21 protein-coding genes and 1 pseudogene are annotated in these 26,273 nt (G+C 72.1%); 6 read left to right on the forward strand and 16 right to left on the reverse strand.

Annotated features, from left to right (window positions below; translation table 11 throughout):
- Window positions 1-92 precede the first annotated feature (92 nt).
- Both ABD466_RS14950 and ABD466_RS14955 read left to right on the forward strand, forming a co-directional pair.
- Entirely contained in the window at window positions 93-623 is a 531-nt protein-coding gene (locus ABD466_RS14950; RefSeq protein WP_344657635.1) for a hypothetical protein, read from the forward strand.
- Between the two features lie 39 nt (window positions 624-662).
- Window positions 663-1,319 carry a pentapeptide repeat-containing protein gene (locus tag ABD466_RS14955; RefSeq protein ID WP_344657636.1) on the forward strand — a complete coding sequence of 219 codons (657 nt, stop codon included), beginning with the start codon at window positions 663-665 and terminating at the stop codon, window positions 1,317-1,319.
- A 25-nt stretch (window positions 1,320-1,344) separates the two neighbouring features.
- Here the strand turns inward: ABD466_RS14955 and ABD466_RS14960 are convergent, their stop codons facing one another.
- Window positions 1,345-3,639, reverse strand: a complete 2,295-nt coding sequence (locus ABD466_RS14960; protein WP_344657637.1) for an FdhF/YdeP family oxidoreductase — start codon at window positions 3,637-3,639, stop codon at window positions 1,345-1,347.
- 136 nt (window positions 3,640-3,775) lie between these two features.
- On the opposite strand from ABD466_RS14960, the gene ABD466_RS14965 reads away from it, so the two are divergent.
- Window positions 3,776-4,540: a GNAT family N-acetyltransferase gene (locus ABD466_RS14965; protein ID WP_344657638.1), complete on the forward strand. Its 765-nt coding sequence runs from the start codon at window positions 3,776-3,778 to the stop codon at window positions 4,538-4,540.
- Between the two features lie 148 nt (window positions 4,541-4,688).
- Here the strand turns inward: ABD466_RS14965 and ABD466_RS14970 are convergent, their stop codons facing one another.
- The 3 genes from ABD466_RS14970 to ABD466_RS14980 all read right to left on the reverse strand — a co-directional run bounded on the left by ABD466_RS14970 (window position 4,689) and on the right by ABD466_RS14980 (window position 7,673).
- The gene (locus ABD466_RS14970) at window positions 4,689-5,024 is read right to left on the reverse strand and encodes an RNA polymerase-binding protein RbpA (RefSeq protein WP_083795844.1); all 336 of its coding nucleotides are present in this window, start codon (window positions 5,022-5,024) and stop codon (window positions 4,689-4,691) included.
- Window positions 5,025-5,352: 328 nt separating this feature from the next.
- On the reverse strand, window positions 5,353-6,066 hold the full coding sequence (locus ABD466_RS14975; protein WP_344657639.1) for a response regulator transcription factor: 714 nt from the start codon (window positions 6,064-6,066) through the stop codon (window positions 5,353-5,355).
- The gene (locus tag ABD466_RS14980) at window positions 6,063-7,673 is read right to left on the reverse strand and encodes an ATP-binding protein (RefSeq protein WP_344657640.1); all 1,611 of its coding nucleotides are present in this window, start codon (window positions 7,671-7,673) and stop codon (window positions 6,063-6,065) included. Before ABD466_RS14980 ends, ABD466_RS14975 begins: the two co-directional genes overlap by 4 nt.
- Window positions 7,674-7,844: 171 nt before the next feature.
- On the opposite strand from ABD466_RS14980, the gene ABD466_RS14985 reads away from it, so the two are divergent.
- From ABD466_RS14985 to ABD466_RS14995, 3 genes are read left to right on the forward strand one after another with little or no spacing between them, the layout of a single operon-like run.
- Window positions 7,845-8,654 carry an ABC transporter ATP-binding protein gene (locus tag ABD466_RS14985; protein ID WP_344657641.1) on the forward strand — a complete coding sequence of 270 codons (810 nt, stop codon included), beginning with the start codon at window positions 7,845-7,847 and terminating at the stop codon, window positions 8,652-8,654.
- Between the two features lie 11 nt (window positions 8,655-8,665).
- Window positions 8,666-9,448 (forward strand): ABC transporter permease, encoded by a 783-nt coding sequence (locus ABD466_RS14990; protein ID WP_344657642.1) that lies wholly within the window; start codon window positions 8,666-8,668, stop codon window positions 9,446-9,448.
- 33 nt (window positions 9,449-9,481) lie between these two features.
- Window positions 9,482-10,636: an ABC transporter substrate-binding protein gene (locus tag ABD466_RS14995; RefSeq protein WP_344657643.1), complete on the forward strand. Its 1,155-nt coding sequence runs from the start codon at window positions 9,482-9,484 to the stop codon at window positions 10,634-10,636.
- 93 nt (window positions 10,637-10,729) lie between these two features.
- On the opposite strand, the gene ABD466_RS15000 is transcribed toward ABD466_RS14995, so the two are convergent.
- The 12 genes and pseudogenes from ABD466_RS15000 to ABD466_RS15055 all read right to left on the reverse strand — a co-directional run bounded on the left by ABD466_RS15000 (window position 10,730) and on the right by ABD466_RS15055 (window position 26,124).
- Entirely contained in the window at window positions 10,730-11,560 is an 831-nt protein-coding gene (locus ABD466_RS15000; protein ID WP_344657644.1) for a hypothetical protein, read from the reverse strand.
- Between the two features lie 25 nt (window positions 11,561-11,585).
- Window positions 11,586-12,107: a SigE family RNA polymerase sigma factor gene (locus tag ABD466_RS15005; RefSeq protein ID WP_344657645.1), complete on the reverse strand. Its 522-nt coding sequence runs from the start codon at window positions 12,105-12,107 to the stop codon at window positions 11,586-11,588.
- A gap of 131 nt (window positions 12,108-12,238) precedes the next feature.
- Window positions 12,239-12,484: a preprotein translocase subunit SecG gene (secG, locus tag ABD466_RS15010; RefSeq protein ID WP_344657646.1), complete on the reverse strand. Its 246-nt coding sequence runs from the start codon at window positions 12,482-12,484 to the stop codon at window positions 12,239-12,241.
- An 87-nt stretch (window positions 12,485-12,571) separates the two neighbouring features.
- Complete coding sequence (tpiA, locus tag ABD466_RS15015; RefSeq protein ID WP_344657647.1) at window positions 12,572-13,363, reverse strand: triose-phosphate isomerase; 792 nt, start codon at window positions 13,361-13,363, stop codon at window positions 12,572-12,574.
- A 2-nt stretch (window positions 13,364-13,365) separates the two neighbouring features.
- Window positions 13,366-14,559: a phosphoglycerate kinase gene (locus tag ABD466_RS15020; protein ID WP_344657648.1), complete on the reverse strand. Its 1,194-nt coding sequence runs from the start codon at window positions 14,557-14,559 to the stop codon at window positions 13,366-13,368.
- A gap of 74 nt (window positions 14,560-14,633) precedes the next feature.
- Window positions 14,634-15,659, reverse strand: coding sequence for a type I glyceraldehyde-3-phosphate dehydrogenase (gap, locus tag ABD466_RS15025; protein ID WP_344657649.1), 1,026 nt, complete (start codon window positions 15,657-15,659; stop codon window positions 14,634-14,636).
- Between the two features lie 579 nt (window positions 15,660-16,238).
- Window positions 16,239-17,189, reverse strand: a pseudogene (gene whiA / locus ABD466_RS15030) (DNA-binding protein WhiA); the annotation flags it as partial.
- Between the two features lie 176 nt (window positions 17,190-17,365).
- The gene (locus ABD466_RS15035; RefSeq protein ID WP_344657650.1) at window positions 17,366-18,706 is read right to left on the reverse strand and encodes a gluconeogenesis factor YvcK family protein; all 1,341 of its coding nucleotides are present in this window, start codon (window positions 18,704-18,706) and stop codon (window positions 17,366-17,368) included.
- A gap of 83 nt (window positions 18,707-18,789) precedes the next feature.
- Complete coding sequence (rapZ, locus tag ABD466_RS15040; RefSeq protein WP_425558655.1) at window positions 18,790-19,800, reverse strand: RNase adapter RapZ; 1,011 nt, start codon at window positions 19,798-19,800, stop codon at window positions 18,790-18,792.
- A 69-nt stretch (window positions 19,801-19,869) separates the two neighbouring features.
- Complete coding sequence (gene uvrC / locus ABD466_RS15045; RefSeq protein ID WP_344657651.1) at window positions 19,870-21,861, reverse strand: excinuclease ABC subunit UvrC; 1,992 nt, start codon at window positions 21,859-21,861, stop codon at window positions 19,870-19,872.
- A gap of 59 nt (window positions 21,862-21,920) precedes the next feature.
- Complete coding sequence (locus ABD466_RS15050) at window positions 21,921-22,439, reverse strand: hypothetical protein (RefSeq protein ID WP_344657652.1); 519 nt, start codon at window positions 22,437-22,439, stop codon at window positions 21,921-21,923.
- A 109-nt stretch (window positions 22,440-22,548) separates the two neighbouring features.
- Window positions 22,549-26,124, reverse strand: a complete 3,576-nt coding sequence (locus ABD466_RS15055; RefSeq protein ID WP_344657653.1) for an nSTAND1 domain-containing NTPase — start codon at window positions 26,122-26,124, stop codon at window positions 22,549-22,551.
- Between the last annotated feature and the right edge of the window lie 149 nt (window positions 26,125-26,273).

Genomic DNA, 26,273 nt, shown 5'->3' on the forward strand with positions numbered 1-26,273 from the left:
GCCGGAACATGCCAAATGACGGTCGGCGTTCGGGTGTGTCTTGCGATACTCGTGCCGTGGATCGTTTTCTGTGTGCGGGGTGCGGAAACGTCTTGAGTCAGCCGGTGCGCGAGGTGGAGCTGCCCGCGCCGCCCCACGAGTCATGGTTGGACCATCACCGGGTGAACCCGCCGCGGCTCGTGCCCGGGACGTACTCGGTCGACGAGGCGGAGCACGGCCGTGATCGGCTGACGGGCACCTACGTCCTGTCGCCGGGCGACGTCCGGGGTGTGCGGTTCGTCCACGAGCTGGTCCGCACGGGGTGCTGGTCGCTGGACGGCTGGCAGCCGTGCCTGGAGTGCGAGGAGTGCGGGGTGCTGGTCGCGAGCCGGCTCGACGACTGCTACTCCGCGCAGGAGACGCGCCTGTATCCGGATGTCGTGGTGCGGGAGCAGGCCGGGGAGGACCTGGACGACGGGCCGGACCCCTTCGCGTTGGGGGCGGATTGGGACCGGTCGGGACCGGAACTCCGGGAGGTCTGCTTCGTGCCGCCGCCGCAGGAGCCGCGGCCTGCGCTCGTCGCGACGCGGTGGCTGGTCAGGGGCCTGAAATCAGAGGTCTACCGCGATGATCCGCCGGCCTGATCCCGAACGTGGTCGGCGGCGGGGTACACAATGATCGGCATGCACAGCGCCACACCGAACCCCCTCCCCCGTCCCGACCTGCCGCCCGCGTCCGAACTGGCCCCGCTGGACCAGCCGGTGCGGGACGAGGGCCACTACGAGTGCCAACGGGCCGAGAGCGTGGAGTGGGACGACGTGTTCGCCAGCCACGCGCGGTTCAGCCAGTGCCTGCTGACGGACGTGACACTGACCGGCGGCGAGTGGTCCAAGACCACGTTCGCCGACGTACGCCTCGAGGACTCCCGCCTGCTCGCCCCGGACCTGTCGGCGTCCCACTGGCGCGACACCGAGGTGGTCCGCGGCATCGCCTCGGGCGTGCAGTGGCATGACGCGGACGTGCGCCGCGTCCACTTCGACCAGGTGAAGCTGGACGCGGTGAACCTCCGCGGCGCGGCCCTGACCGACGTGGTCTTCACCGACTGCCTGCTCCGCGAGGCGGACTTCGGCGGCACGAAGCTGACCCGCGTCCGTTTCCCGGGCTGCACCTTCGAGGACGCCGACTTCAGCCGCGCCAGACTCACCGACGTCGACCTGCGCGGCGCCCGCCTGCACTTCAAGGCCGGTCTGGACGCCCTGCGCGGCGCCACCATCGACGGTGGCCAACTGGTGGAGCTGGCACCGGCGCTGGCCGCGCACGTGGGACTCAGGATCGGTTAGCGCGCCGTCGGCGGCATCAGTTCCCCTACTCCCCGGCCGGCTCCAACCGCACCACGATCGCCTTCGACGTCGGCGTATTGCTGACATCCGCCGTCGAGTCCAGCGGCACCAGCACGTTCGTCTCCGGGAAGTACGCCGCCGCGCACCCCCGTGCGGTGTCGTACGCCACCACCCGGAACGCGGGTGCGCGCCGTTCGGTCCCGTCGGTCCACTCCGACACCAGGTCGACCATCGCCGCGTCCTCGATCCCCAGCGTCTTCAGGTCGTCGGGGTGGACGAACACCACGCGCCGCCCGGCGTGGACGCCGCGGTAGCGGTCGTCGAGCCCGTAGATGGTGGTGTTGTACTGGTCGTGCGAGCGCACCGTCTGCAGCAGCAGCCGGCCTTCGGGCACCCGCGGCGCCTCGAACGCGTTCGCCGTGAAGTTGGCCTTGCCGGTGGCGGTGGGAAAGGTGCGCGAGTCCCGCGGCGCGTGCGGGAGCGCGAAGCCGGAGCCGCGGCGGATACGGGTGTTGAAATCTTCGAAGCCGGGGACCACGCGCTCGATGCGGTCGCGGATGCGGTCGTAGTCGGCGGCGAGTTCCTCCCACGGCACCGGATGGTCCGGGCCGAGGACCGCGCGGGCCAGGCGGGCCACGATGGCGACCTCCGACAGCAGCGCCTCACTGGCCGGGGCCAGGCGGCCGCGGGAGGCGTGGACCAGGCCCATGGAGTCCTCGACGGTGACGAACTGGTCGCCGCCGGGCCGGCGGTCCACCTCGGTGCGGCCGAGGGTGGGCAGGATCAGGGCGCGGCGGCCGGGGACGACGTGCGAGCGGTTCAGCTTCGTCGAGACCTGCACGGTCAGGGCGGTGCGGCGCAGGGCGGCCTCGGTGACGTCGGTGTCGGGGGTCGCGGCGACGAAGTTGCCGCCCATCGCGAAGAACACACGGGCGCGGCCGTCGCGCATCGCGCGGATCGCGTCGACGGTGTCGAACCCGTGCTCGCGCGGCATCGGCAGCCCGAACTCGGCCTCCATCGCGTCCAGGAACGCCGGCTTCGGCTTCTCGTAGATGCCCATCGTGCGGTCGCCCTGCACGTTGGAGTGGCCGCGGACCGGGCACACCCCGGCGCCGGGGCGGCCGACGTGCCCGCCGAGCAGCAGCACGTTGACCACCTCGCGGATGGTCGGCACCGAGTGCTTGTGCTGCGTCAGGCCCATCGCCCAGCACACGATCAGCCGCTCGCTGTCCCGGACCTCCTCGAACGCGGCCTGGATCTCCTCGCGGGTCAGGCCGGTCGCGGCCAGGATCTCCGGCCAGCCGGTGGAGCGGGCCTGCTCGGCGTACTCCTCGAAGCCGTGGCTGTGCTCGTCGATGAAGGCGCGGTCCAGCACGGTGCCGGGCGCCGCGTCCTCGGCCTCCAGCAGCAGCTTGCCGAACGCGCGGAACAGCGCCAGGTCGCCGCCGACCTTGATCTGCAGGAACCGGTCGGCCAGCGGGGTGCCGCGCCCGACCAGGCCGGAGGGGTTCTGCGGGTTCTTGAACCGCAGCAGCCCGGCCTCCGGCAGCGGGTTCACCGCGGTGATCCGCACGCCGCCGCGCTTGGCCTTCTCCAGCGCCGCCAGCATCCGCGGATGATTGGTGCCCGGGTTCTGCCCGACCACCAGGATCAGGTCGGCCTTGGCGAGGTCGGCCAGCGACACCGAGCCCTTGCCGACGCCGAGCGTCTCGGTCAGCGCCGAACCGGAGGACTCGTGGCACATGTTCGAGCAGTCCGGGAGGTTGTTGGTGCCGAAGGCGCGCACGAAGGCCTGGTACAGGAACGCCGCCTCGTTCGAGGTGCGGCCCGAGGTGTAGAACACCGCCTCGTCCGGCGAGTCCAGGCCCCGCAGCTCCTCCGCGATCACGGCGAACGCCTCGTCCCAGCCCACCGGCCGGTAGTGGGTGGCGCCCGCGTCCAGCAGCATCGGCGTGGTGAGCCGGCCCTGCTGCCCGAGCCAGTAGCCGCTGCGCTCGCCGAGCTCGGCCACGGAGTGCTCGGCGAAGAACGCCGGCGTGATCCGCCGCAACGTCGCCTCCTCGGCCACGGCCTTCGCCCCGTTCTCGCAGAACTCGGCGATGTGCCGCTTGTCCTCCTCCGGCCACGCGCAGCCGGGGCAGTCGAAGCCGTTCTTCTGGTTCAGCCGCAGCAGCGTCCGCGCCGACCGTCCGACGCCCATCTGGTCCACCGCGTCGCGCAGCGCCACCGCCACCGCCGGAACCCCCGCCGCCCAGTCCTTGGCATGTCCGACGCGCAGGTTCTCGTCGCCGGGATCGGTGGTCGGCGCCTTGCGGGCCATGGGGCGGGCTCCTTTGCCTCGGTCTGCCTCGGGTCTACCTCGGGGTTTCGCTCCGCCATTGTCCCGCCGCGGACGCCCGCCTGGGAACGCCGGGTGTGGCCACTATGGTGGGCGTCACGCGAAAGGGGGAGAGCACGTGGTGGAGACGGCAGCGGGGCTGGAGACAGGTCTTCAGGAGCGGACCGCGCGAGCGGTGCCCGCCGAGTCCGACGAGCGGACCAGCGGGTGGTGGCTGCGGCACGCGCCGGGGTGCGCGTGGTGGGTGGCGTCGGTGCTGCCGCACGGCGGGACGTCGCGGGCGGAGCTGAGCGAGCGGACCGAGGCGGCGGAGGCCTACTGCGCCGAGCGCGGTATTCCGGTGCTGGTCCAGATGACGCCGGGCGCCGCGCCGCCGGAGCTGGACGCGCTGCTGGAGGCGCGGGGCTACGAGCGTAAGGCCTCTGTGTCGTTGCAGACCGCGACGACGTCCGAGGTCCTGGCCCTGGCCCTGGCCCCGCAAGGCTCCCTGCGGGTACGCCTGCAGGAGCAGCCGACCCGCGCGTGGTTCGACGTCCTGCACCAGGTCGCCGGCGGCGACGCGGACGCGCAGTGGCGGCTGCTGGAACGGATCACCGAGCGCGCCGTGTACGCCAGCGTGCTGCTCGGCGACGAGACGGTCGCGGTCGGCCGCGCGGTCGCCGAGTCCGGCTGGGCCGGCGTGTTCAGCATGGCCACGCTGCCGGCCGCCCGCGGCAAGGGGGCGGCGGGCGCCGTGATCGGCGCGCTGGCCGACTGGGCCGCGGTGAACGGCGCGGGGCGGATGTATCTCCAGGTCGAGCACGAGAACGCGGGCGCGGCCCGGATCTACGGCCGGGTCGGATTCAGCGAGCTGCGGCCGTTCTTCTTCCGGGTGAAGGCGTGAGCGGCCGGGCAGCTCGGCACGAACACCGAAGCCCCGGCTTCCAGAGCGTAGGAAGCCGGGGCCGGACGTCCGATCGCCGCCCGACGGCCGAGTGGGGCCCGGCCGGGCGGCGTGGGGATCCCGGATCCGTGGGGGATCCGGAGCGGGGCTAGAGCTGGCCCCGGAGCTTGGCGAGGGCCTCGGCGAGGATCTGGTCGCCGTCCTCGGCGGAGCGGCGCTCACGGACGTAGGCGAGGTGGGTCTTGTAGGGCTCGGTCCGGGAGCGGGCCGGCGGGTTGTCCTTGTCCGGGCCGGCCGGGAAGCCGCAGCGCGGGCAGTCCCAGGTGTCGGGGATCTGCGCGTCGCTGGCGAAGGAGGGCTTGGTCTCGTGCTTGTTCACGCACCAGAAGGAGACGAAAACCCGAGGGGCGCTCTCGCCGCGCTCGGCCTCCCCCATCGGTCCCGCCCCGACGCGGCTGCCTCGGATCGCGTTTCCACTTGCCACTGTCTGGTCTCCCTTGGGTTCCGATCTACACGCCCCGCGCCTCTGCAGGTGCCCGAGCGCCCGTGGAGATGCGGTGCAGACAGTGTAGGCATGTGCTGATGCACGATTCAGCAGGACCAGCCGGAAATCGCCGCACTGGCGCCGTGATAAACGGACAAAAGGGGGCGGAAGTCAGGGTTTCGTTACCGAAGCGAGTCCGCGAGGCGGCAACCGGCGACCCGGCTCCCGCCGCGACCAGCGGCGGCGCGGCACCGGCCGCGGGCGGCCGCAAGCCCTTGGCCCGTAACGGTTCGGCGCTCACCCGCCTCCGCGGTCGAACACGGCGCGGTCAGCCCAGCGGCGAGTAGCGGTGCTCCGGACGCCCGGTGGCACCGTAACGCAACTGCAACCGGACCACACCGTGCCGAGTCAGATAGCTGAGATAGCGCTGCGCCGTCGGCCGGGAGATCCCGACCCGCTCGGCCACCTCGGACGCCGAGACGTCGCCGCCGGCCGCCCGCACCGCGTTGCGCACCAGTTCCAGCGTCGGCGCGGAGTGCCCCTTGGCCGGCTGCGCGGGCAGCGCCGGCGTCCGCAGCAGCCCGAACAGCTCGTCCACGGCGCCCTGGTCGGCGTCCGCGTCGGCGCCGCTCAGCGTCTCGATCCGCCGCCGCAGGTCCCGGTACGACGCCAGCTTCTCGGCCATCGCCGGGTAGCCGAACGGCTTCACCAGGTAGTGGACCGCGCCCAGCTGCATGGCCGTGCGCACCGTGTTGACGTCGCGCGCCGCGGTGATGACCACGAAGTCCGGGTGCGGCGCGCCGGCGGCGGGCTCCGGCGCCTCCAGGAGCTTGCGGATCGCCCCGAGCCCGTCCCCGTCCGGCAGGTAGACGTCCATCAACACCAGGTCCGGCCGCAGCTCGGCGACCGCCGCGAGGGCCTGCTCCACCGAGTGCGCCTGCCCGCAGACCGTGAATCCGGCGGTCCGCTCGACGTAGGCGGCGTGGATCTTGGCGACCCGGTAGTCGTCGTCCACCACGAGGACTCGCACGCTGTCGCTCATACCGGCCTCGCTCTCAACCGCACTGTGAACACCGCACCGGGGCCCTCGGACGCGGTGATGGTCCCGCCGAGCCGCTGCACCAGCCGGTGCACCAGCGCCAGTCCCAGCCCCCGCCGCATCGATCCGGTGTCCGGCTTCGTCGTGTATCCGTCGGTGAACACCATCTCGGCGGCGCCGGCCGGGATCCCGGGCCCGTTGTCGGCGACGCGCACCGTGATCCCGTCGTCGTCCTCGACGATCCCGACCAGCACGCGCCCCGGCTTGCCGACGGCGACGCCGGGCCCGGACACCGCGTCGAAGGCGTTGTCGATCAGGTTGCCCAGGATCGTGGTCAGCGCCTGCACCTTGTCGGGGGTGTCGCCGAGCCACGTGTCCTCGGTCAGCTCCAGCTCCACGCCGCGCTCGCCGGCGACCGCGGCCTTGGCCAGGATCAGCCCGACCAGCACCGGCGGCGCGATCCGGGCCCGCACCGACTCGGCGAAGGCGGCCTCGGCGCCGGACAGGTCGGTGAGGTAGCGCAGCGCCTCCTCGGTCTCCCCGAGCTCCAGCAGTCCGGCGACGGTGTGCATGCGGTTGGAGAACTCGTGCTGCTGGGCCCGCAGCGCGTCGGTGAGGCTGGTGACGCTGTCCAGCTCGCGCAGCAGCCCGGACAGCTCGGTGCGGTCCCGCAGCGTCACCACGGCGCCGTGCGGCCGTCCGGCCAGCGTCACCGGCATCCGGTTCACGGTCAGGTAGTGGTCGTCGGTCAGCACCACCTGGTCCTGCCCCTCGATCTCGCCGGAGAGCACGTCCCGCAGCCGCCCCGGCGGCACCACGGCGTCCAGGAAGCCGCCGACGCCGCCGAACATGGGCAGGCCCAGCAGCCGCCGCGCCTCGTCGTTGACCATGGTGACGCGGCCGGCCCGGTCGAAGGCGATCATGCCCTCGCGGATGCCGTGCAGCACCGCCTCCCGCTCCTGCAGCAGTCGGGCGATCTCGTCGAGCTCCAGGCCGAAGGTGCGGGTCTTGAGCCGGCGGGCCAGGACGTAGGAGGCCAGCGCGCCGACGGCGAGCGCCACGCCGAACCAGGCGGCGTAGATCGGCAGCTGCCCGCTGAAGATGGTGGCGACGTCGGTGACCTTGCGGCCCACGGACACCTGGCCGATCCGCTCGCCGGGGTCCAGGCGGCTGTACAGCGGCACCCGGCCGTTCACCGACTCGCCGACGCTGCCGTGGTCGAACCGCACTTCGGGCCGGGTGACCAGGGCGGTCTCCTCGATCCGGCGGCCGACCAGGCCGGGGTTGGGGTGGGTGTGCCGGACGCGGTCGGCGTCGACGATGACGACATAGTCGGTCCGGGTGTCGTCCTGGATCCGGTTCGCGATGTCCTGGAGGGTGCCGTCGCAGTCCGCGGACGGGAACTCGATGCAGCCCTTCACCTCCGGGGTGTCGGCGACGGTCTGCGCGATCTGCAACGCCTCGTCCATGTACTGGCGGTCCAGCTGGTGCCGCTCCTGGCGCGCGAACAGGGCGAAGCCCACCAGGACCACCGCCAGCAGGATCGAGACCTGGCTGACGAGGATCTGGCTGCTCAGCTTCCGCCGACCGCCTCCCGCACCACGCCGCATTCGTCAGATTGTGTGTCGTCTCCGCAGCTCGGACAAGGGCCGGGCCGGAGAGCAGAACGCACAAAACGCACGGTTACGCGGCAAACGCGGGTTGTGCGCGAAACAGCGACGTCATCGCGGGGCCGGTCCTACTTTCGCTGCACACCACCGGCGACCAAGGGAGTCCATGCCATGGCCGGCACCGCCATCGAGATCGAGGACGTCACCAAACGGTTCCTCACCCCCTCCGGGGACGTGTTCACCGCGATCCGCGACGTGACGTTCACGGTCGAGCCGGGGCAGTTCTGCGCCGTCGTCGGCCCGACCGGCTGCGGCAAGTCCACGACGCTGTCCCTGGTCTCCGGCCTGGACCGGCCCAGCGAGGGCACGGTCTCGGTGGACGGCCGGCGGGTCGAGGGCATCACCGACGGCGTCGGGTTCATGTTCCAGGCCGACGCGCTGCTGCCGTGGAAGACGGTGCTGCAGAACGTGGCGCTGGGCCTGATCTTCCGGCGGGTCCCCAAGAAGGACGCGCTGGAGCGGGCCCGGGACTGGATCCGGCGCGTGGGCCTGGCCGGGTTCGAGGACCGCTACCCGCACCAGCTGTCCGGCGGCATGCGCAAGCGGGTGGCGATGGCCGCGGCCTGGATCACCGAACCCCGGGTGCTGCTGATGGACGAGCCGTTCGGCGCCCTGGACGTGCAGACCAAGGCGATCATGTCGACCGAGCTGATCCAGTTGTGGGAGGCCTCGCGGCCCTCGGTGCTGTTCATCACCCACGACCTGGAGGAGGCGATCGCGCTGGCCGACCGGGTGGTGGTGATGACCTCCTCCCCCGGGGCGGTGAAGCAGGTCTTCGACATCGACATCCCGCGGCCGCGCGGCTCGGTGCAGGACATCCGGTTCGGCAGCCGCTTCCTGGAGTTGCACCACGAGATCTGGTCGACGCTGCGCGCCGAGGTGGAGCGCGCGTACGCCCGCACGGCGGGAGCGGCCGCGTGAACACTCGCACCATGAGGGTCTGGGCGGCCCGGATCGCCCTGGCGGTGCTGGTCGTCGGCGGCTGGCAGCTGTTCACCGCGCTCGGCTGGGTCGACAAGTTCTTCTACGCGCAGCCCTCCGGGATCTGGAACCGGCTGTGGGACTACTTCGAGCACGGCACCGAGTTCGGCTCCTACCCGCAGCAGATCGCGACCACGATGCAGGAGGCGCTGTACGGGTTCCTGCTCGGCACCGCGGTCGGGATCGTGATGGGCGTCGCGCTGGGCCTGAACCGGTTCCTGGCGCAGGTGCTCGACCCGTTCATCAAGGTGGTCAACGCCATCCCGCGCATCGTGCTCGGCGCCATCTTCGTCGTCGCCTTCGGCGTCGGCATCACCCCGAAGGTGCTGCTGGCCGCGGTCCTGGTGTTCTTCATCGTGTTCTTCAACGCCTTCCAGGGCGTGCGCGAAGTGGACCGCAACGTCCTGAACAACGCCAAGGTGCTGGGCGCCAGCCGGTGGCACGTGATCCGGCACGTGACCCTGCCCTCGGCGATGACCTGGATCATCGCCTCGCTGCACAGCGCCTTCGGGTTCGCCATCGTCGGCGCGGTGGTCGGCGAGGTCCTCGGCGCCCAGCACGGCCTGGGCCTGCTGATCAAGTCCGCGCAGGGCAACTTCGACCCGGACGGCGTGTTCGCGAACATGTTCGTGATCGCCGCCCTGGTCCTCATCGTCGAGTTCGTCATCGAACGCGTCGAGCGCCGGCTGCTGGCCTGGCGGCCGAAGACGCAGTCCGAGTCCGTCCTCGTCTGAACCATCCCCCTCCCCCAGAAAGGCGGCGTCGCCGTGCCCGTTGTGAAGAAGACCCTGGTCCTGGCCGTCTCCGGCGCCCTGGCCCTCACCGCGTTGACGGCTTGTTCGTCGTCGAAGAGCTCCGGCGGCTCCGGCTCCGGGTCCGCCCCGGCCGCCGCGGGCAGCTCGGGCAGCTCAGGCAGCTCCGGCGGCTCGGGCACTCCCAAGGACGTCAAGCACGTGTCGCTGATGGTCGGCGGTATCGACAAGCAGATCTACCTGCCGTACAAGCTCGCCGACCAGCTCGGCTTCTACAAGAAGTACGGCGTCGACGTCACCCTGACCACCGAGCAGGACGGCGGCGTCGGCGCCGAGGAGGCCATGATCTCCGGCCAGGTGGACATGGCCGGCGCCTGGTACAACCACACGATCGAGTTCCAGATGAAGCACAAGGCCGTGGAGTCGATCGTCCAGCTCTCCGGCGCGCCGGGCGAGCGCGAGATGTGCGCCACCGCCAGCAACGTGCACGCCGGGGCCGACTACGCCGGCAAGACGATGGGCGTCACCGACCTGGGCTCGGGCACCGACACCCTCACCCAGCTGATCGCCGCCAAGGCCGGCGTCGCCAAGGACAAGTACAACCGCACCGGCGTCGGAGCGGGCTCCACCGCGATCGCGGCGCTGAAGAAGGGCGCCATCTCCTGCGTGATGACCACCCAGCCGACGGTCACCGCGATCCAGAAGCAGAACCTCGGCTACTCCGCCGTCGACCTGGCCACCGTCGACGGCGCCACGAAGGCCCTGGGCGGCGCCTGGCCCGCCGCCGGCGTCCTGGCCCGCACCGACTGGGTGAACAGCCACAAGGACGAGACCCAGCGCGTGGTGAACGCCCTCGTGGACACCATGCACTGGATCAACACGCACTCCCCGCAGGAGATCGCCGACGCGCTGCCGCCGCAGTACACGAACAACGCGATCATCACCAAGGCCGACTACGTCGCGGCGCTGACCCAGGACAAGGGCCAGTTCCTGCCCGACGGCGTCATGCCGGCCGGCGGCCCGAAGATCGTCCTGGACACCGAGAAGCTGGTCGGCCAGGCCGACGACTCGGTGAAGCTCGGCGACACCTTCACGAACGAGTTCGCGATGAATGCGAACAAGTCTGAGGGGTACACGGTGTCGACGACGCCGGCCGACAGCAACGGCTGACGTGTCGTGAAGCTCCGGGCCACTCCCCCCGGCCCGGCGCCGGCCGCCGTCTCCCTCGGGATGGGGAGACGGCGGCCTTCTTCGTGCCCGGACTCAGTGGTAGGTGGGCACGGGGACCTGGTCGCCGGCGGCGTCGAAGAACTCGAGCATGCCGGGCTGGATCGGGCCGGCGGCCTGCCCCGGCAACACCAGGAGGAAGTACGTGCCGCGCTCCGGCTCCGGCGCCTTCACCAGCTGGGCGGTGGCGGCCGGACGGCCGTCGGAGAACACCATCCGGACCTGCGCGATCCGGGTCTCGTCGATGAGGCCGACCACCATGCTGCCGGGGAGACCGGGCTTGCCGAGGCCCTTGGCACCGAGGTCGACGGTCTGCAGGCCCGCCAGTGGGCCGGCGGCGAACTGCGTCGTGTGCTTCCACGGCGGATCCTCGCCCCCCGGCCCGGCACAGGCGAAGCTGTGGCTGGTCCGGGCCGTCTCCCCCTTGCCGGTCTCGACGTACGTGTCGTCGACCAGCGGGTACTGGGAACAGGAGCCGTCCGTGGCATCGTCGGTGCCCGGCCTGATCATCCGCGTGAAGTGCCACGTGGCGCCGCCGAGCTCCCCGCTGGCCAGGTCCCAGGTGCCGTAGGCGCCCCGGAACGGGTCGGCGGCCGTGCCGGGGCCGGCGGCAGGGGCCGGAACCGGTGTCGTCGGCGCCACGACACCCCCCGGCGGCACCACCGCGGGCTTCGCGGCTCCCCCGCCGCCGAGCTGCGCCAGCCCGACCGCGACGACGGCCCCGGCGGTCACCGCGCCGAGCGCCGTCGCGCCGGCCGCCCGGCGCCGCCTGCGGGCCCGTCCGCCCGCGACGATCGCGGGCAGCGGCGGTACACCCACTTCCAGGTCCTCGGCGGCTTCGGCCAGCCGCGGCGCCAGATCGATCACGATCTCCTCCCTCCGTACCCCACTCTCACGCGACATGGCCGGCCTCCGCTCCGGCCAGCGCCGGATGCTCCCGGAGCCGGGCCAGCGCCCGGTGCGTCTGGCTCTTCACGGTTCCGACGGAGCAGCCGACCGCGTCGGCGGTGTCCCGTTCGGACAAGTCGGACCAGAAGCGCAGGACGACGATCGCCCGCTGCTTGCGCGGCAGGTCCTGCAGTGCGGCCACCAGCGCCCGCCGCTGTTCCACCTGCTCCCCGGCGTCCGGGAGTCCGCCGTCGGCGGACTCCGCCGGCGACTCGGTGAGCACCTCGCTCACCCGCCGTTTCCGGAAGCGCCCGGCGTTGCAGCGCACCAGGATGCGGTGGACGTACGCGTCCGGGTGCTCCGCCGCCCGCACCCGGCCCCAGCCCTGGTAGACCTGCGTCAGCGCGCTCTGCGCCAGGTCCTCGGCGTGGTGCCGGTCCCCGGTCAGCAGGTACGCGGTGCGCACCAGCCGGGGCCAGCGGGCGACGACGAAGTCGTGGAACTCCGCCTCATCGGCCTGTCTCATCGGTCCCTCCTCACCGGTGAGTGGACCGGGCCGGGCGCGGAGGTTGTCAGCGCCCGGAGAAAACGGAGCGCCCGGCCGGAGAATCTCCGGCCGGGCGCTCCGACGTGCTGGGGATGTGCGTCGTGCGGCGCTCAGATCGAGTGCTTGTACATCAGGCTCAGCGCCACGATGCAGGAGATCCAGATGATCGACAGCACGATGCTGATCCGGTCCAGGTTCCGCTCGACCACCGACGAGCCGGACAGGCCGCCGGAGACGCCGCCGCCGAACATGTCGGACAAACCGCCGCCCTTGCCCTTGTGCAGAAGCACGGACATGATGAGGAGCAGGCTGGTCACGACCAGGATGCCCGCGACGATCCACTGGTAAAGAGTCACTTCGGCGGTCCACTCGCTTGATCGGGAGACGACAGGGACGGGGCGCCAGAGCACCCCGCCCCATACCTTACGCAAACAAGCCCGTGGTCAGCTAGCCGCGACCGCCGCATCCCGGTAACGGATGATGCGGGTGAAGTCCGCCGCGTCCAGTGAGGCCCCGCCGACCAGCGCGCCGTCGATGTCGGCCTGCGCCATCAGCTCGGCGGCGTTGGCGCCCTTCACCGACCCGCCGTAGAGGATCTTCGTGGCGGCCGCCACGCTCTCGTCGAACAGCGAGGCCAGCTCGGCGCGGATGGCCGCGCACACCTCCTGCGCGTCCTCGGGGGTCGCGACCTCGCCGGTGCCGATCGCCCAGACCGGCTCGTAGGCGATGACCGAGGCCTTGACCTGGTCCGCGGACAGCCCGGCCAGCGAGCCGCGGGTCTGCTCGACGCAGTGCGCGACGTGCTCGCCGGACTTGCGGACGTCCAGGTGCTCCCCGACGCAGACGATCGGCGTGATGCCGTGCTTGAGGGCCGCCAGGGCCTTGGCGGCCACCAGCGCGTCGGTCTCGCCGTGGTACTGGCGGCGCTCGGAGTGGCCGACCACCACGTAGGCGCAGTCCAGCTTGCCCAGCATCGCCGCCGAGATGTCGCCGGTGTAGGCGCCCGAGGCGTGCTCGGAGACGTCCTGCGCGCCGTACCGGATGCGCAGCTTGTCACCCTGCACCAGGGTCTGGACCGAGCGGAGGTCGGTGAACGGCACCAGCACCGCGACGTCGACGGCGTCGAAGTCCTTGTCGTTCAGCGAGAACGCCAGCTCCTGGACGTGCTTCATCGCCTCGAAGTGGTTGAGGTTCATCTTCCAGTTGCCGGCCATCAAAGGCTTGCGCTCAGTCATGCTCAGTTCCCTTCCTCGAGCACGGCCAGACCCGGCAGGGTCTTGCCCTCCAGGTACTCCAGGCTGGCGCCGCCGCCGGTGGAGATGTGGCCGAACGAGGCCTCGTCGAAGCCCAGCAGCCGCACCGCCGCCGCCGAGTCGCCGCCGCCGACCACGGTGAACGCCCCGGAGTCGATCAGGCCCTGCGCCACCGCGCGGGTGCCGCCGGCGTACGGCTCCATCTCGAACACGCCCATCGGGCCGTTCCAGAACACGGTCTTGGCGGTGGCGAGCTTGTTCGCGAACAGCTTGCCGGACTCCGGGCCGATGTCCAGGCCCAGCCGGTCGGCCGGGATCTGCGAGGCCGGGACCACCGCGTGGTCGGCGCTCGCCGAGAACTCGGTGGCCGCGACCACGTCCACCGGCAGCACGAACTCCACGCCGCGCTCGGCCGCGCGCCGCAGGTAGCCGCGCACGGTCTCGATCTGGTCCTCCTCCAGCAGGGACCGGCCGACCTCGAAGCCCTGGGCCTTGAGGAAGGTGAAGACCATGCCGCCGCCGACCAGGATGCTGTCGGCCTTCTCCAGCAGGTTCGCGATGACCGCGAGTTTGTCGGAGACCTTCGAGCCGCCGAGCACCACCGCGTACGGCCGCTCGACGTCCTCGGTCAGCTTCTTCAGCACCGTGACCTCGGCCTGGATCAGCAGGCCGGCGCCGGACGGGAGCCGCTTGGCGATGTCGTAGACACTGGCGTGCTTGCGGTGCACGGCGCCGAAGCCGTCGGAGACGTACACGTCGGCCAGGGCCGCGAGCTGGTCGGCGAAGGCGCCGCGGGCGGCGTCGTCCTTGCTGGTCTCGCCGGCGTTGAAGCGGACGTTCTCCAGCAGCACCACCGAGCGCTCCGGCATGGCGGCGACGGCGGCCCGCGCCGACTCGCCGACGGTGTCGGCCGCGAACGTGACCGGCACGTCCAGCAGCTCGCCGAGGCGCTCGGCGACCGGGGCCAGGCTGTACTTCGGGTCCGGCTCGCCCTTGGGGCGGCCCAGGTGCGCGGCGACGATCACCTTCGCACCCTTGTCCAGCAGCGCGTTGACAGTGGGCACCGAGGCCCGGATCCGGCCGTCGTCGGTGATGCGGTCCCCGTCCAGCGGGACGTTCAGGTCCGAGCGCAGCAGGACCTTCTTGCCGGCGACGTCGAGGTCGTCGAGGGTCTTCATGGATCCTTCTCTTTTCACGAGAAAGCCCGCACGAGAGCCCTGTGACCAGGGATCTCGTGCGGGCACGGGACGTCTTACAGCGAGGCGCCGACGAACGTCACGAGGTCGACGAGGCGGTTGGAGTAGCCCCACTCGTTGTCGTACCAGCCGACGACCTTGACCTGGTTGCCGTTGGCCATCGTCAGCTTGCTGTCGAAGATGCAGGAGTGCGGGTCGGTGACGATGTCGCGGGAGACGATCTCGTCCTCGGTGTACTTCAGGAAGCCCTTGAGCGCACCGGACTCCGCGGCCTTCTTGAAGGCGGCGTTGATCTCTTCCTTGGTCGCCTCGCGACCCAGGTCCACGGTCAGGTCGGTGACCGAGCCGGTGGGCACCGGCACGCGCATCGCGAAACCGTCGAGCTTGCCCTTGACCTCCGGGATGACCAGGCCGATGGCCTTGGCCGCACCGGTGGAGGTGGGGATGATCGACTGCGGGGCCGAGCGGGCGCGGCGCAGGTCGATGGTGCCCTTGCGGGTCAGCGCGATCTGGTCCAGCAGCTGCTGCTCGGTGGTGTACGCGTGCGTCGTGGTCATGAAGCCGCGCTCGATGCCGAACTCGTCGAGCAGCACCTTGACCAGCGGGGCCAGGCAGTTGGTGGTGCAGGACGCGTTCGAGATCACGTGGTGGTTCGCGGCGTCGTACTTGTCCTGGTTGACGCCCATGACGACGGTGACGTCCTCGTTGGTCGCCGGCGCCGAGATGACGACCTTCTTCGCGCCCGCCTCGATGTGCTTGCGCGCGTCGTCGGCGTTGGTGAACAGGCCGGTGGACTCCACGACCACGTCCACGCCGAGCTCCTTCCACGGCAGGGCCGCGGGGTCGCGCTCGGAGACCACCTTGATGGCCTTGCCGTTGACGACGAGCTCGCCGTCCTTGGCCTCGATGGTGCCGTCGAAGCGGCCCAGGATCGAGTCGTACTTCAGGAAGTGCGCCAGGATCGGGGCGGCAGCGAGGTCGTTGATCCCCACGACCTCGACGTCAGCACCGGAGGCGACGATCGCGTGGAAGAAGTTGCGGCCGATGCGGCCGAATCCGTTGATGCCTACCCGGACGGTCACTGTCGCAGGGCTCCCTTCAGGTTGCCGGGCGCCTTGTGCACACCCGGTCGAGAGTCGACGCATACCAGGCGCGATGCGAGAACCGGACCGCGCACGATCACGAGCCTATCGTGAACCCGGGGAACTCAGCGCACCCGGCCCGACCTGCGAGACGATCGCAGAATCCGTACTCGCGGGTAGCGCTTCCGGGCGGGCCGCGACGGATTCCGCCGCACCGGCACCGGCCTGCGCGGGGACCGTCGCCGCGGGGCCCGCGGCGGCCGGCCAGGCGGAACCGGACCGCGGTCCGGTCGGGGCCTGCGGGGCCGACGGGGGCGCCGCGTGGGACACGGCGGCCGAAGGCGTCGGCAACGCGCCGAGCTGGGCGGGGCGTGTGGTCTGAGCGGCTTGTGTGACCTGAGTGGCTTGCGTGACCTGAGTGGCTGGAAGGGCTTGAGTGGCCTGGCTCGCCGGCTGGGCCGGCGCGGCCTGGTCGGCCTGATGACCCGCCTGGCTCGTCGGTGCGGCGTAGGCGCCGTGCGCCGCCTTGTCGGCCGCCGCGGCCGCCGCCGCACCCGGGCCGACCGGGCCGACCGGCACGTCGGTCCCGTCGATGCCCAGCTCGAACGCCCGGCGGTCGGCCATCGCCAGCAGCCGCCGGATCCGGCCGGCGATGGCGTCCTTGGTCAGCGGCGGGTCGGCGAGGGTGCCCAGCTCCTCCAGCGACGCCTGCTTGTGGTCCAGGCGCAGCCGGCCGGCGGCGGCCAGGTGCTCCGGCGCCTCCTCGCCGAGGATCTCCAGGGCCCGGGAGACGCGGGCGCCGGCGGCCACCGCGGCGCGGGCGCTGCGGCGCAGGTTGGCGTCGTCGAAGTTGGCCAGCCGGTTGGCGGTGGCCCGCACCTCGCGCCGCATCCGGCGCTCCTCCCAGGCCAGCACCGACTCGTGCGCGCCGAGCCGGGTGAGCAGCGCGCTGATCGCGTCGCCGTCCCGGATCACCACGCGGTCGCTGCCGCGCACCTCGCGGTGCTTGGCGCCGGGGATGCCGAGCCGGCGCGCGGCCCCGGCCAGGGCGATCGCCGACTCCATGTTCGGGCACGTGATCTCCAGCGCCGAGCTGCGGCCGGGCTCGGTGAGGCTGCCGTGCGCCAGGAACGCGCCGCGCCACACCGCCTCGCAGTCGCACAGCGGGCCGTTCACCAGGTACGGCGGCAGCCCGAAGGCCGGGCGGCCCTGGCCGTCGACCATGCCGATCTGCCGGGCCATCGCCTCCCCGCCGGCGGTCACCCGCAGCTGGTAGCGGTGCCCGCGGCGCAGGCCGCCGGGCGACTGGATGACCAGGTCGGCGCGGTGCGAGTAGACCTCCCAGATGTCCTTGCGCAGCCGCCGGGCCGCGGCCCCGGTGTCGAGCTCGGCCTCGATCGCGATCCGGCCGCCGACGATGTGCAGCGAGCCCCCGTAGCGGAAGACCGACGCCACCTCGGCCTTGCGGCAGCAGGGCTTGGTCACCGCCAGGCGGCTCAGCTCGTCCTTGACCGCGGCCGTCATCGCCATCGCGTGCCTCGTCCCCTTTTTCGCCTGTCCTCGCAGCTCAGAAGGCCGAGCTGGAACCTGTCCCGTGACCGGTCCACCCTAGCCAACGCCGGGGACGGCCGCGTGCTTCCGCCCGCCGCATTCACGAGGTTGGATGACGCTCGTTCGGCCTAACGGGACGGGAGGGCCCCCGGGGACTATGACGGACGGGAGGGACGGGCGGTTCCCTCGCCCCGGGCGAACACCCCGCGGAACGCCTGCGCCAGCAGCGCGTGATCGTGCCGCGGGCTCTTGTCCCCGCTGCGGTAGGGCGCGGCCAGCGGGGCCAGCACGACGTGCGCGCCGAGGGCCGCCGCGGCCTTCTCCAGCGGGCCGTGGACGCGCGGCGCCCCGCAGGACATCTCGTCGGCCAGGACCAGATCCAGGCGCAGGCCGGGGCAGTGGTCGGCGAGCACCTCCAGGTGCTGCTCCGCGGAGTAGCCGTCGGTCTCCCCGGGCTGCGGCGAGAGGTTGAAGACGAGCACCTTGCGCGCCCGGGTCTCGGCCAGCGCCGCGGCCAGCTCGGGGACCAGCAGGTGCGGGATGACGCTGGTGAACCAGGAGCCGGGGCCCAGCACCGTCCAGTCGGCGGCCCGGATCGCGGCGGCGGCCTCCGGCGCGGCCGGCGGCTGCTGCGGGCTCAGCCGCACCGACAGCACCCGGCCCGGCGTGACGGCCAGTTCGTGCTGGCCGCGGATGACGGCGGTGCCGGTGGGGTCGGCCGGATCCGCGCCGGCCACCAGCGCCTCGATCTCCAGCGGCACCGTCGACATCGGCAGCACCCGCCCGCGCGCGCCGAGCAGCCGCCCGACCCAGTCCAGGGCGCCGACCGGATCGCCGAGCCGCTCCCACAGCGCGGCGATGAGCAGGTTGCCGACCGCGTGGCCGTGCAGCCCGCCGTCGGCCGGTCCGCCGAACCGGTGCTGGAGCACGTCGGCCCAGGTGCGGCCCCACTCGTCGTCGCCGCACAGCGCGGCCAGCGCCATCCGCAGGTCGCCGGGCGGCAGGCCGCCGAGGTCCCGGCGGATGCGCCCCGAGGAGCCGCCGTTGTCGGCGACGGTGACGATCGCGGTGAGCGCGTCGGTGACGGTCCGCAGCGCGGACAGCGTGGCGGACAGGCCGTGGCCGCCGCCGAGCGCGACGACCCGCGGCGCCGGCGCGCCGCCGGGGATCTCGGCGAAGGCCTTGAACTCGACCGTCGGCGCGTCCTCGGCGGGGGCCTGCCACGCGGCGGCCGCGGCCACGGCTCCGGCTATGGGCTGCCGGCTCCCGACCGGCTGCTGCGTGGGTTGCGGCTGCTGCGAAGAATGGGGCTGGTGCGAGGGCTGTGGCTGCTGCGAAGGGTGCGGCTGATATGAGGGGTGCGGCTGATACGAGGGGTGGCCGCCGGGCGGCGGAGCCGCGGCGAACGGGGCCGCCGGGCCGCCGTGAGCGGAGACGTCCATACCCGCCGGGCGCGGAACCCCGTGCGCTGCCGACCCGGGCACACCACCGGCCATCGGCTCAGCATAGTAATGACGAGGCAGGCCATCACTCATCGCTCCGTCGGGATGCGCGCGACCCGCCGACCGGTCCTCCGCCGTCACTCGCGGCCCATGTCGCGGTGCACCACCACGGTGTCCACGCCCTCGGCGGACAGCCGGGCGGCGATCTGCTCGGACATCGCGACGCTGCGGTGCTTGCCGCCGGTGCAGCCGATCGCCAGGGTCAGGTAACGCTTGCCCTCGCGGCGGTATCCCTCGGTGACGATGTTCAGAACCTCCGCGTAGCGGTCGAGGAACTCCTTGGCGCCGTGCTGGGACAGCACGTAGCCGCTGACCTCAGGGTCCTGCCCCGTGCGCGGACGGAGCTCCGGGACCCAGTGTGGGTTTGGCAAGAACCGTACATCCGCGACCAGGTCGGCGTCGACGGGCAGCCCGTACTTGAAGCCGAAGCTCATGACGGTGGCGCGCAGCGGGACCTCGCCGGGGTCGCCGAAGGCGGACTCCAGGGCGGTGCGCAGCTCGTGCACGTTCCGGGCCGAGGTGTCGATCACCAGGTCGGCCTCGCCGCGCAGCTCGCGCAGCAGCTCGCGCTCGCGGGCGATGCCGTCCAGGACCCGGCCCTCGCCCTGCAGCGGGTGCGGCCGGCGCACGCCCTCGTAGCGGCGGACCAGCACGTCGTCGTCGGACTCCAGGAACACGATGCGGTGGTTCAGGCCGGCCGAGTCCAGCTCGTCCAGGGTGCTGCGCAGGGTGTCGAAGAAGGCGCGGCCGCGCACGTCGACCACGAACGCCAGCCGGTCGGTGCCGCCGGACTCGCGCATCACCAGGTCCACCATGGGCGCGATCAGCGTCGGCGCCAGGTTGTCGACGACGTACCAGCCCAGGTCCTCGAAGACCTTGGCGGCGGTGGAGCGGCCGGCGCCGGACATGCCGGTGATGATGACCAGCTCCGGGGCGTGCGGGCCGTCCGTGCCCTCGGAACCGTCGTGGTCGGCGCCGCCGGCACCGGCCTCGCCGCCGCCGTCGACGGTCAGACGGTGCCGGGCGTCCGGGACGTCCTCGACCTCCGCGACGTCCACGGGCTCCGGAACCGCCTCGGCCGCGGGCACGTCGCCCCCGCGGATCCCGCCGTCCCGGCCGTCCCGCTCGCTCGGCCTGTCCTCGTCACTCACGCCCGCTCACTCCTCGTCCGGCCCGGTCCCGCTCTCTCCCCCCTCCAGGATCTCACCTGTCGCGGCGTTCACCGCACGACTTGCCGGAAGCTCCGCCAGCGCTCCATGGATCTGCTGGGCCGTCGCAGGCCCGATACCAGGTACTTCGGAGATTTCCTCTACCGACGCCGCACGCAGTTTGCGCAACGTTCCGAAATGCGCCAACAAGGCTTTACGCCGCACTTCCCCCAGACCGGGCACATCGTCCAGGGCGCTGGCGACCATCGACTTGGAGCGCTTCTGGCGGTGGAAGGCGATGCCGAACCGGTGCGCCTCGTCCCGGACCCGCTGCAGCAGGTACAGGCCCTCGCTGCTGCGCGGCAGCAGGATCGGGTCGTCGTCGTCCGGCAGCCACACCTCCTCCAGCCGCTTGGCCAGGCCGATCAGCGTGACGTCGCTGATCTCCAGATCGGCCAGCGCCGCGGCGGCGGCCGCGACCTGCGGCTGCCCGCCGTCGACCACCAGCAGCTGCGGGGGGTAGGCGAACTTCTTGCGCTCGCCGGTCTCCTCGTCGACCAGCTTCGCCTCTTCCTGCTCCTTCAGATAGGCCTTGAACCGCCGGCTGATGACCTCGTGCATGTTCCGCACGTCGTCGTTGGAGGCACCGAGCTCGGGATCGCCCTTGATCGTGAAGCGCCGGTACTCGCTCTTGCGCGGCAGTCCGTCCTCGAACACGACCATGGACGCGACGACGTTCGTGCCCTGCAGGTGAGAGATGTCGAAGCACTCGATGCGCAGCGGCGCCTGGTCCATGCCCAGCGCGTCGGCCAGCTCCTGCAGCGCCACCGAGCGGGTGGTGAGGTCCGAGGCGCGGCGGGTCTTGTGCAGGGCCAGCGACTGCTTCGCGTTCTGCGCGACGGTCTCCATCAGCGCGGCCTTGTCCCCGCGCCTGGGCACCCGGATCTCGACCTTCGCGCCCCGCCGCTCGGCGAGCCACTCCGTGATCGCCTCGGCGTTGCCGGGCAGCTCCGGCACCAGGATCTCGCGCGGGACGGTCTCCGTGTCCACGCCCGGCTCGCCCTGCTCGGCGCCGTAGAGCTGCTGCAGGAAGTGCTCGACGAGGCCGGCGGCGTCGACGTCCTCGACCCGGTCCACGACCCAGCCGCGCTGGCCGCGGATCCGGCCGCCGCGCACGTGGAACACCTGGACCGCGGCCTCCAGCGGATCCTCGGCCAGCGCGATCACGTCGGCGTCGGTTCCGTCGCCGAGCACGACCGCGTTCTTCTCCAAGGTCTGTTTGAGCGCCTGCAGGTCGTCCCGCAGCCGGGCCGCCTTCTCGAACTCCAGCTCCTTCGCAGCGGCCTTCATCTCGTCCTCGAGGCCCTTGATGAACCGGTCGGTGCGCCCGCCCATGAAGGACACGAAGTCGTCGACGATCTCCCGGTGCTCCTCGGCGCTGACCCGCCCCACGCACGGCGCGGAGCACTTGCCGATGTAGCCGAGCAGGCACGGCCGCCCGGTCTGCGCGGCGCGCTTGAACACGCCGCCGGAGCAGGTACGGATCGGGAAGACGCGCAGCAGCGAGTCCAGGGTCTCGCGGATCGCCCAGGCGTGGGAGTACGGGCCGAAGTAGCGGACGCCGGGCCGCTTGGGGCCGCGCATCACCTGCGCGCGCGGGTACTCCTCGCCGACCGTGACGGCCAGCGAGGGGTAGGACTTGTCGTCCCGGTACTTGACGTTGAAACGCGGCTCGAACTGCTTGATCCAGGTGTACTCCAGCTGGAGCGCCTCGACCTCGTTGCCGACCACGGTCCACTCGACGCTCGCCGCGGTCGTCACCATGGTCTGTGTGCGGACGTGCAGGTTCGCCAAGTCCTGGAAGTAGCTCGTCAGGCGGGAGCGCAGGTTCTTGGCCTTGCCGACGTAGATCACCCGGCCGTGCGGGTCGCGGAACTTGTAGACGCCGGGCGAGGTCGGGATCTCGCCGGTCTTCGGGCGATAGGTTGCCGGGTCTGCCACAAGGAAAGCCTACGCGGCCGGGCGGACAGGTCCCGGCCGCGTGGGCTCCCGGCCGGGACCTAGGGGCAGACCGGCTCGGTGATGTACTGCGTCATGGCCTGGCTCAGCACGCCGACCAGGCACCGCGCGCCGGGGTCCTGCGCGGTGATCGGCTTGCTGTAGGTCCAGGTGTAGACGGCCTGGCTCTGCGGGTCCAGGCCGAAGGCGCCGTGGTCGTCGTCGCCCCCGCCCCGGACGGTGCCGCCGGCGTCGGCCCACCGCCAGTGCAGGCGCAGCCCGTCGGCGCGCGCCCCGTCGACCTTGAGGTAGGTGGCGGTGACCTTGCGGACGCTGTGCTTGGCCGCGTCGCCGCAGACCTCGATGACGATGAGGTTCTGGCCCCAGCCGTTCTGGCCGCCGCCGAGCCGGTGCAAGCCGGTGCCGAGGTAGGAGCCGTAATCACGGCAGGTGTCGATCCGGGTGGTGAAGCTGGGCTGCATCGGCGTGGTCTGCACGGTGTCGGCCGCGGCGGGGCCGGCGCCGAGCAGCGAGGCGCCGAGCAGCGCTAGGGCGGCGGCACGGATACGGCGGGCGTTCATGGGGGCTCCTTCAGGAGACGGACACGATCACTAGGGGTATCGGCGGGCTCGGACCCCGGCCGGAGTCGCCTGAAGGTGGCCTGATCGCAGGGCATTTCTTCACCGGCGGTCACCCCCGGTCCGCGAGCCGGCTCCGCAACAGCCGGCTGACACGGTCGGGCCGCAGGTCCCAGCGCCGGAGTGTGCCGTCCTCACTCACACTGACCAACTGGTCGGCCGCCGGGAACGCGAGCCCGGACACCGCGAGCTCGTGACCGGTCAGCGTCGCCAGCAGCCGCCGCCCCCGCAGGTCCCACAACCGGATGGTGCCGTCCCGGTCGCCGGTCGCGGCCGACGCGCCGTCGGGCGCGATCACGGCGGCGCTGACCTGCCCCGCGTACCCGAGCAGCAGACCGGCGCCCTGCGGGTCGTCCCAGAGCCGCACGGTCCCGTCCCGTCCGCCGGCGACGAGCCGCCGCCCGCTCAGCGCCACCGACAGGACCGAGTCGGCGAACGACGATCCGAGCGTCTGCCGGCGCGCGCCGGTGTCGCCGTCCCAGAACGAGACGGTGTCGTCCTGGCTGCCGGTGACGAGCGTTCGCGAGTCGGGCTCGAAGGCCACGGCGAAGAAGATGCGGTGCGGGATGGAGATCAGGGGGAACTGGTGGGCGGTTCCGCGCACGTCCCAGCTTCGCAGGGTGCCGTCGTATCCGGCGGCGGCGAGCCGTGCGCCGTCGGGGCTGAAGGCGAGTGCGGTGACCTTGGTGCGTTCGGTCCCCGAGGCGGGGGCGATGCGCGCGACGCGCTGGGCCGTCCGCGGATCCCAGAGATCGACGGAGCCGTCGAGGCCGCCGGTCGCCAGCCGGGTGCCGTCGGCGGTGAGGGCGACGGCGGTGACCGGGACCGCGCCGTCCCCGATCCGGCGGCTGAGCGTGGTCCCGTTCCACAGTGTGGCGCGGCCGTCGTCGTCCGCGGTGGCGAGCATGCCCCGGGCGGCGGCGAGTCCGTGGAACGCGGGCTGGCCGGGCGCGCGGTGGACGGCGCCGCCGGCGGTGAGGTCCCAGAGGGCGACGGTGTGGTCTTCGCTGCCGGTCGCCAGGCTGATGGAGGTCTCGGTGGGCGGGCCGGCGGTGAGCGCGGCGGACGGGCCGGCCGCCGACCCGATCGCCGGCCTTGTGGTCCCTGTGGTCCCTGTGGTCCCTGTGGTCTTCGGCCGGAACGCGACGCTGTTGATCGGGGCGGCGTGTCCGGCGAGCGAGGCGATCCGCCGCCACGTCGCCGTGTTCCAGACGTCGACCTTGTCGTCCTGCGACGCGGTCGCGAGCAGCCGGCCGTCAGTGTCGAACGCGACCGCGGTCACCGAGTCGGTGTGGCCGCTCAGTCCGGTCACGAACCGCCCGGTAGCCGCCGACCACACGCCGGTCAGCCCGTCCCAGCCGCCGGTGACCAGGGTGGCGCCGTCGGGGCTGAACGCCACCGCGCGGATCGCGTCGTTGTGGTGTCCTTCGAACCCGGCTGCGCGGCTGTGGTCGTCGGCCCTCCACGTGGCCGCCTTCCCGTCCTCGCCTCCGGTCGCCAGCAGCTTGCCGTCCGGGCTGAACGCGACCGCGTAGACGTTCCCGTCCCCGACCGCGATCGGCGCCCCGGCCTCGGCCCCCGATGCCGCGTCCCACAGCCGCGCGGTTCCGTCGTCGCCTCCCGTGGCGATCCACCGGCCGTCGGCGCTGTAGGCGACCGCGCGCACCACCCGTGTATGGCCGCGCAGGGTGAGGCGCTCCCCGCGCGCCGACAGGACCGCGACCTGATCCCCCGCCGCGACAGCCAGCGCCCCTGACACAGGGTTGTACGCGACAGCGTGCACGGCCGCGCCGAACTCTAGGGGCCCACCGATCGCGCGCCGCGTATCAGGGTTCCACCGCCAGACTTCTCCGTGCTCATCTGCGGACGCCGCCTCCGCACCGTCCGCGCGGAACGCCAAAGCGTTCACCGCGTATCCGTGGCATGGGAACAGCCCCAGGAACCCCGTGGCCTGATCGCTGAGCACCGCACTCCGGGTCGCCGGGTTGTCCGCCGTCCGCAGCGCGCTGATCGCCATCCGCGTCGCCGCCTCCGGCCGGGTGTGCAGGGCCCGCACCGACTGCGCGGCCAGCAGGTCGGCGTTCTCCTGGTCCTCCAGCGCCTGGTTCCGCCCCAGCTGTCCGATCACGACCACCACGGCCACCAGCGCCGCCGCCGAGGCCGCCGCCAGCGACGCCCGCAGCCGCCGTTGCCGGGTCCGTACCCGTTGCTCGGCCCGGTGCGCCGCTCGCGACGCCGCATAGAAGTCCTGTTCCAGAGGGCTCAGATGCGCCGACCGTCCTTCGGACCGTTCCCACAACCGGCCCCGCGCCAGCAGCCCCGGATCCCGCTCCCCCTGGAGCCATCGCGCGGCGGCGTCCGCGAATTCCTGACGGTCCCGCAGCTCGTCCTTGCCGTCTCGGATCCAGGCGAGCAGCGTCGGCCACTCCCACAGCAGCGCCTCGTGCGTGAGACTGACGCGCCGCTCGTCGTCCACGACCACCAGCCGCGAGGCGATCAGGTGCTCCACGACACGGTCCACAGCCTCCGGCTCTCCGACAGTCCGGACGAGCAGCATCGCTAAAGGGATCCGCCTACGTGTGTCGTCCTGCCGATCTCCGAGACGAACCAGCTGGAGCAGTACCTGGCGCGCGATGGCCGATCCGTCGGCGCCAAGATCTGCCAGAGCCTTGTCCGCCGACCTCGCCAACGCTCCACCGACTCCGCCGGACGCGTTGTACTCCGCGAGCCCTAAGCGTTGCCCTCGCTTGTCGTGCCACATCCCGTGCAGGCACTCCGCCAGCAACGGCAGGCTCACCGCGCCCTTGCGGCCGTGCAGATCCCTGAGGATCAGCTCCGGCAGATCGGGGTCCACAGCCAGGCCGACGCTGTCCGCGGGGCCGGTGATCGCCTGCCGTACCTGTGCGTCGGTCATCGGCGGAAGTAGATATGTATGCCCCTGCAGGAGAGGCAACAGGTGGGGATTCTCTAAACAGTGCCCCAGATAGTCGACCCGGATCCCGAGCACGACACAGGTAGTGTCCTGAGCCCGCCGGCACAGCCCTTCGACGAACGCCTCCCGCCGCTTCGGGTCGTCGCACTGCGTGAAGACTTCTTCGAACTGGTCCACCACCAGCACATCGGTCCCGTCGCCGGGCAGCTCCGGCTCCGGTCCGGGATTGGTGACGCGCACCGTCGGGGCTCCGTCGGACGCCCGCAACGCGGGCACGAGCCCGGCGCACAACAGCGAGGTCTTCCCGGCGCCCGAGGGCGCGACCACGGCGTAGAGCCCGTGCCCCCGCCGCAGCTGTCGCCGCACCTCGGCCAGCAGCCGCGCCGCCGCCTCGTCCCGCCCGAAGAACCACCGCGCCGTCTCCTCGGAGTACGACGTCATCCCCGGATACGGGCACTCCTGCCCCAGCCCGCTGCGGACCGCCGCGAGCAGCTCTCCGTCGGTAGCAAGGGCCCGGTCGCAGGACTGCGCCAGGTCTTCGGTCATGCGCTGCAGGCCGTTCTCGACCCGGCTGAGGTATCCGCGCGAGTAGTGCGTCTCGCGTTCCAGGCGGCTCAGCGACCAGCCCCGGTCGTCGCGCAGCGCGCGCAGCCGGCGCCCCGGGCGCGGGTCGACGGTGGATCCGGTGTCGCGCAATGGGAACCCCCCGGCAGGTAGGGATGCGCGGCCTGCCCACGCCAGCCCACCCTGGGGATCCGCGGCCGCGCCCGGGGGCGCGACACGCGGTCGCCAGCGCCGTCTAGTCCAACAACTTCGCCCTTAGGGGTGATACTTCAGCAATTCCG

It is taken from the genome of Catenulispora subtropica, from assembly GCF_039531675.1.
GTDB classification, from domain to species: domain Bacteria; phylum Actinomycetota; class Actinomycetes; order Streptomycetales; family Catenulisporaceae; genus Catenulispora; species Catenulispora subtropica.

Coding starts and splice junctions, on each gene's coding strand:
- ABD466_RS14960 (WP_344657637.1), bottom strand. CDS start 3,639: ATGGCCCGCAAGGCGCCGACCACCGATCCCGGCGACGAGAACCTGCGC.
- ABD466_RS14955 (WP_344657636.1), top strand. CDS start 663: ATGCACAGCGCCACACCGAACCCCCTCCCCCGTCCCGACCTGCCGCCC.
- ABD466_RS14980 (WP_344657640.1), bottom strand. CDS start 7,673: ATGCGGCGTGGTGCGGGAGGCGGTCGGCGGAAGCTGAGCAGCCAGATC.
- ABD466_RS15035 (WP_344657650.1), bottom strand. CDS start 18,706: ATGGCCGGTGGTGTGCCCGGGTCGGCAGCGCACGGGGTTCCGCGCCCG.
- ABD466_RS15005 (WP_344657645.1), bottom strand. CDS start 12,107: ATGAGACAGGCCGATGAGGCGGAGTTCCACGACTTCGTCGTCGCCCGC.
- ABD466_RS14985 (WP_344657641.1), top strand. CDS start 7,845: ATGGCCGGCACCGCCATCGAGATCGAGGACGTCACCAAACGGTTCCTC.
- ABD466_RS14975 (WP_344657639.1), bottom strand. CDS start 6,066: ATGAGCGACAGCGTGCGAGTCCTCGTGGTGGACGACGACTACCGGGTC.
- ABD466_RS15050 (WP_344657652.1), bottom strand. CDS start 22,439: ATGAACGCCCGCCGTATCCGTGCCGCCGCCCTAGCGCTGCTCGGCGCC.
- ABD466_RS15020 (WP_344657648.1), bottom strand. CDS start 14,559: ATGAAGACCCTCGACGACCTCGACGTCGCCGGCAAGAAGGTCCTGCTG.
- ABD466_RS14990 (WP_344657642.1), top strand. CDS start 8,666: ATGAGGGTCTGGGCGGCCCGGATCGCCCTGGCGGTGCTGGTCGTCGGC.
- tpiA (WP_344657647.1), bottom strand. CDS start 13,363: ATGACTGAGCGCAAGCCTTTGATGGCCGGCAACTGGAAGATGAACCTC.